Annotated in this window: 5 protein-coding genes; all 5 read right to left on the bottom strand. The window is 55.2% G+C overall.

Annotated features, from left to right (window positions below):
- The coding region (locus tag HFP08_RS15320) for a polysaccharide pyruvyl transferase family protein (protein WP_206109257.1) at positions 1-643 on the bottom strand (643 nt) is incomplete at its 3' end.
- A complete protein-coding gene (locus HFP08_RS15315) occupies positions 607-2,742 on the bottom strand; it encodes a DUF5693 family protein (RefSeq protein WP_168121464.1) in 2,136 nt (711 codons plus the stop codon). The genes HFP08_RS15320 and HFP08_RS15315, both read right to left, overlap by 37 nt.
- Positions 2,743-2,826: 84 nt before the next feature.
- Positions 2,827-4,545 carry a phospho-sugar mutase gene (locus HFP08_RS15310; protein WP_168121463.1) on the bottom strand — a complete coding sequence of 573 codons (1,719 nt, stop codon included), beginning with the start codon at positions 4,543-4,545 and terminating at the stop codon, positions 2,827-2,829.
- 274 nt (positions 4,546-4,819) lie between these two features.
- On the bottom strand, positions 4,820-5,251 hold the full coding sequence (gene fabZ, locus HFP08_RS15305) for a 3-hydroxyacyl-ACP dehydratase FabZ (protein ID WP_168121462.1): 432 nt from the start codon (positions 5,249-5,251) through the stop codon (positions 4,820-4,822).
- A gap of 156 nt (positions 5,252-5,407) precedes the next feature.
- On the bottom strand, positions 5,408-5,935 hold the full coding sequence (locus HFP08_RS15300) for a CDP-alcohol phosphatidyltransferase family protein (protein ID WP_168121461.1): 528 nt from the start codon (positions 5,933-5,935) through the stop codon (positions 5,408-5,410).
- Positions 5,936-6,000: the final 65 nt, after the last annotated feature.

Genomic DNA, 6,000 nt, shown 5'->3' with positions numbered 1-6,000 from the left:
CCTCCGCGCGTCCCGCGCCTGCGGGCGCTCCCGCCGCGGCCTCGCGGCCCGCGCCCCGCGCGTCGCGCTCGCGCGCTGCCGCTGCCGCATCCGCCGGCAGCGGCAGCCCCATCACCGGATCGGGTACGATCTCGATCCGGTCATGCGGCACGCCCATCCGCCCGAGCAGCTCGGCGGATGCGGCGTCCCGCACCGAAACATAGGCGCTCCGCCGCATAACCGGGCGGATCAGCCGCTCCATCCAGCGGCGGTTCACCGGGCCGATGCCCTGCGCGTAGACGAACGTCGGCTTGCCCAGCAGCTGGGCAAGCCTCATGATTCCGGTGTAATACGGAATCGTCTTCGCGCTCGTGGCATCCTGCAGCAGACTCCCGCCGCCGCTGATGAGCCCGTCGCAGCCTCGCAAAGCTCGCAGCACCTCGCCGAGACGCATCCGATGCGCGGACTCGACGCCGTACATCGCGCTTGTCCATGCCGGATCGATGCTCAGCACGATCGGCACGATACGTACGCCCTGCGCCTTGCCTTGCTCTTCCAGCGCCAGCAGAATCGCCTTCAGCACCGCCTCGTCGCCGCTGTTGCGAAAGCCGTAATAGCCGGACAGGGCTAGGCGGAATATTTGCGTATCTGAGGCTGAAGCCATTTCATCCATGCTCCTTCCAGCACAATCCATGCCGCGATGAGAACAGCGCCGAGAATCAGACCCGCTCCCAGACCGAGCAGCGTGCGGATCGTCGAGATGACCAGCGGCGTATGCAGATGCGTGAACGTACTTACCATGGACAGCTGTCCCAGACAACCTACAATTATGAGTACCCACGCCGCGCGATATCTAAGCGCCAGGAATAACCCTAGCAATAGCGGCGGATGGCCCAGCACGAATTCCTTGAATCTCGGCCTCACGCCGAACGTATTCTCCAGCCATGTGCGGAATGTTAATTCAAGCGACGTGGCTTGTCCCGAGTTGCCCGAACGCGACAAGTAATACATCCCCGCCACCGCAAGCACGGCCACAACCACGACCCAAAGCACCGTAATCGGCTGCTTCAGAATGCCAATCGTCCGAGAGACAACGCCGCGAGCGCTGCTGCCCTCATACAGGAACACATAGATAGCCACCAGAACAAGCGGGGCAAAATAAAGCACGCTCACGCCCCTGAATTGCTCCAGCACCAAATTATACGTAATGTTGTTCAGCAAGCCGAACACAAGCGGAATCGCCGTCCAGCTAATGAGCGTAGCCACGACGAACCAAGAGATAGCCGCGCTTAACCTGCGACCGACCGACAGCTTGGGAAATATCCAGATCAGGCGCTCGCTATGCTCTTGCACCTGCTCAGGCTGCGAAGCGCCTCCAATCTTCCAGACCTCTCCGCCAATCATTCTGCGCTCGCCGATCGTTCTCGCATAGATCCGATTCATGACCCAAATGAGTCCAAGTGTCGGCGCACTTACCGCAACTCCAAGAGCAAGCGCCTGTGCCATCAGCGAGCTGTTCAGCACATAGAGTCCAGCCGCGCCAAGGAGTCCAATCAGGAAGACCGGAATCGCTACATTCGGCACATAAGCCGAAATCAACAGCGCAATCATCGCAATTGCCGAAAGCATGACAACCGCGCGAAGCGGCTTCGCCCAGGAAGGCTGATCATACTTGAAAGCCTGCGCCTGACCGGACGGGAATCCCGCATCGCTCAATGTCGCAATGACGCCATCCTCGCCCCGCATCGAAGACGCCAGCTTCTCTACAGAATTGTTCAGCTTGCCTTCGTCCATGCTGGCTTGCACCATCGTATTGAGGAAAAACATGCGAATATTGCGGTCCTTCGCCGCGAGCAAGAAGCGATCGGCGATGCCTTCCGTCGTCATTTCGATGCTATCCTCGGGCGACAGGGAATAAAGCCTGACAACGTTATAATCCGTCAAATAAGCCAATTTATTCAATCCCGTTTGAGGCTGCTTCAAATTTTCGATTGTCGTCAAGCCAATGCCGTATTGATTCAACAATTCACCGAAGCTGTCCAGACTCTTGAGCGCAGCCTGATCCTTATAGCCTTTCACGGTGTCTCCCTCGAACAGGAGGCGAGTCACGCCATAGCTTTGCAGTTGCTTTAGCTGTCTTTCTGTCCGCTCCGAATCATAAGGCGTCACACGGTCAGAGAATCTCCCTATGATCTGAAAGCCTTTGTCATGGATGGTCTGCAGGGCAATCGGATCGAAATCCATCGTCTGCAGGGCGACTGCGGCAAGCGGCTGATCCACTACATAACCTCGGCGTCCTTGCAAGGTCCATTCCTTGTAGGAGTAGCCTTTGCGATCAAACGCCTCTTGCAGCACGGGACCGATCATTTCAGCTTCCTTATCGCCGGCGAACAGAATGTAAGAGCGATTCGCGTATTCATCAGGTACCTTCCCTTGCAGAAGCGCGACATCGCGTTCATTATAATACGTAAGCCTGCCTGCCTGCGAAAGCTCCTTCAAGGTACTTTCATAAACCGCCATTGTCGTAATTCCGGCATCCTTCAACAGATCGAGATGCTCGTCCAGGAAAACGGCCGGATGCGCTTGCTGCTCGGCCACTTCCACAATATCGCGATAATCGAACACATACTCCACCGTATCCGCGGACTTCTCCATCTTCATACGCTCGAAGCCAAGCGGCAATGCCGCCAGTACACCAATCAAGGTGAGCACCCACAGCCATTTCTTCGCCAGACGATCCCAGCGCTTCCATCCATTCAACACGCAAATCCCCCGTTCCAAGCTCGTCTCTATAAAGGCTGTTCAAAAAGCGGATGCTGAAAATCGAACTTTTTGAACTTGTTATAATTAAATGCGGTCCACTCGGGACATAACCGCCTTGATCAAGGCGTGAAGCATCGCTTCAGCGTCTGCATAAGTCTCCTTCTTCACCGCAAAGTACACCTTGATCTTCGGCTCCGTTCCCGAAGGACGCAAGCAGAACCAGGAGCCGTCCGCGCATTTGTATTTCAATACATTCTCCGCGCGAAGACCGTCAAGACCTTTCTTGTAATCCAGCACCTCGGTCACCTTCACGCCCGCAATCTCACTCGGCGGATTCTCGCGCCAATCATTCATAATGCCTTGAATCTGCTCCACGCCGTCAAATCCCTTAAGCGTCCGGGATTCCAGCGCCTCCAAATAGTAGCCGAACTCGCCGTACAGCTCTTGAAGGACATCGTACAACGTTTTGCCTTTGCTGCTGTAATAGGCAGCCGCCTCGCTAATGAACAGGGCAGCAACGACGGCATCCTTGTCTCTGGCATAGGTGCCTGTCAAATAACCATAGCTCTCCTCGTACCCGAACAGAAAGCTATGCGCTTTCGTTTGCTCGTACTCCGTCATTTTCTCACCGATATATTTGAAGCCCGTCAGCGTATTCTCCACCGCAGCGCCGTAAGAACGCGCAATGTCAGCGCCCATCTCGCTCGTTACGATCGTTTTGATCACAACGCCGTTCGCCGGAAGCTGTCCGCGCTCCTTCAGCGTGCTTAGCAGATAATGCACCATCAACGCTCCGGATTGATTGCCGGACAAGACGACATATTCGCCCTCATGATTTTTCACCACCGCGCCCATGCGGTCCGCATCGGGATCCGTGCCGATAATAAGATCCGCGTTTACCTTCTTTGCCAGCTCAATCGCCAGCTTGAACGCTTCCTTCTCCTCCGGATTCGGGGATTTTACCGTGCTGAAGTAGCCGTCGGGCTGCTCCTGCTCGGGCACGATATGCACGTTGCGGAAGCCGGCTTCCTTCAGCACCTCGCGAACCGGCATATTGCCCGAGCCGTGCAGCGGCGTATATACCACGCTGAACGCATCTCCGAGCCCAGATTGCAGCAAGTCCGAATTCAGACCTTGCGCAACGATCGTATGAATGAAATGAGCATCCGCCTCTTCTCCCAGCCAGACGATTAGACCTTGCGCTTCCGCCTCTTCTCGAGAAATTCGCTTCACTGCGGCCAAACCATCCACGCGGCTAATCGCATCAATAACCTCCGTCGCATCCTCCGGATTCAATTGGCAGCCATCAGAGCCGTACGCCTTATAGCCATTATATTCCGGCGGATTATGGCTCGCCGTTATCACCACGCCCGCAGAAGCGCCGAGCTCGCGCACCGCGAAGGAAAGCTGAGGCGTAGGTCTAAGGGATTGGAATAGATAGGTTCGGATACCGTTGCCCGCCAGAACCAAAGCCGCATCCAGCGTAAACTCCGGCGAGAGATTTCGCGAATCATGCGCAATAACCGCAGACGGCGTCGATCCCCCTGCATTCGCCAGAAGCCAGTTCGCCAGCCCTTGGGTCGCCTTGCCTACCGTATAGGTATTGAGCCGATTCGTGCCAGCGCCCATCACGCCGCGAAGACCGCCCGTTCCGAATTCCAGATCGCGATAAAAGCGGTCCGTGATCTCCTTCTCGTCTCCCGAAATCGCGCGAAGCTCCTCCTTCGTCGCTTCGTCAATTAGCGGGTCTGCCAGCCAAGCGTCATAACGCGCTCGTATTTGATCATTCGCCAGTGTACTCATTCCATCAAACCCTCTCTCACAGTAAAGTATGGTGCTCCGACACTCTCGCTATCACACTCTCGCCATTGCGCCTGGAAACGAATTTCATTAGTCGATCTCCAGGTTATCATCGCTTTTCTCTCTTGTTCTACATTGCTTTCTAGTTATGCGACAGTATTCCCGTCTATCCAACAATACATTGCGAATTCATTCAAGGCAATCGGGCTCACTGCCTATCCAACGTTAGAATGTTCTAACCTTCATCGTGTCGTCTGTTGGCACCAAAGGCTCTCCCTTACGAGCGCTCCGACAAAGCGAACATTAACTCGCCTTCGGCCACGACCTTGTCGCCTACCTTGGCGACAGCTTGTCCTTTGCCGACAGGTCCTTTCAAGCGGGTAATCTCAACCTCCAGCGTCAGCGTATCGCCAGGGGTTACCTGTCCGCGGAAGCGGAAGCCGTCAATGCCCGCGAAGAAGCCAAGCTTGCCTTTGTTGGCTTCGACCATCAGCATCGCTACAGAGCCTACCTGGGCCAGAGCTTCCACGATCAACACGCCGGGCATCACCGGATAACCCGGGAAATGTCCGATGAAATGCGGCTCGTTCATCGTTACGTTTTTCACACCCACAGCGCGCACGCCGGGTTCGACCTCCAGTATGCGGTCAATTAACAGAAACGGCGGTCTGTGCGGAATAATTTCCTGTATTTGATTGATATCCAACATAAATATTGCCCCTTTCTCGAATTCAGCAGTATAAATCCTCGTCCTTTAAGCAAAACTATTCGTATCCTTCATGAAACTGCAGTTTGTGAAGGTTAAGATAAGGAGGCTTGACCCGCGTGCCTGAAGCGCTCGCGGTCGAGCCTCTTTCTGTCTTTTTCATACATTCGTCGGCGGCGTCTTGGTCTTGTTCAGAGTCTGATAGGCGGTTAAGTACACCAATGAAGTAACGAACGAGAATGCAATAACTGCCCATAAGTATGTACGCGCGAACGGCGCCTCGAAGAAGATGAACATGATAGCGGCATACATCAGCACGGTGGTCAGCTTGCCTATCCAATTAGCCGGCACATTCTTCTTGCCGCCGAAATGCGTCAGCAAGCCGCCAACGATCATTGCCGCATCGCGCAGGAACAAGGCGCCGGCGGCCCACCAGGATATGTGGCCTGCCGCAAGCAGCGATACGATGACGCTAATAATCATCAGCTTATCCGCCAGCGGATCGAGCATAGCGCCGACAGGCGTCGTTTGACCGAGCTTTCTGGCCATATAGCCGTCCAGCACATCCGTTACGCCAGCTGCGACGACAATGAAGAAAGCCGGTATCATCCTGCCGGTTGCGAATATCCCGATATAGACGGGAATCAGCACAAATCGCAATGACGTTAACAAATTGGGTAGGTTCAATCTCCCGCACTCCTCTTTCGCTCGGAATGATCCGCCATGGTTCCCAACTATTATAAACTACCGCT

The sequence above is a fragment of the Paenibacillus sp. HB172176 genome (genome assembly GCF_011947265.1).
Classification (GTDB): domain Bacteria; phylum Bacillota; class Bacilli; order Paenibacillales; family Paenibacillaceae; genus Pristimantibacillus.
Note: the sequence above shows the minus strand (reverse complement) of the source record. Positions and strands in the feature narration are given on the sequence as shown.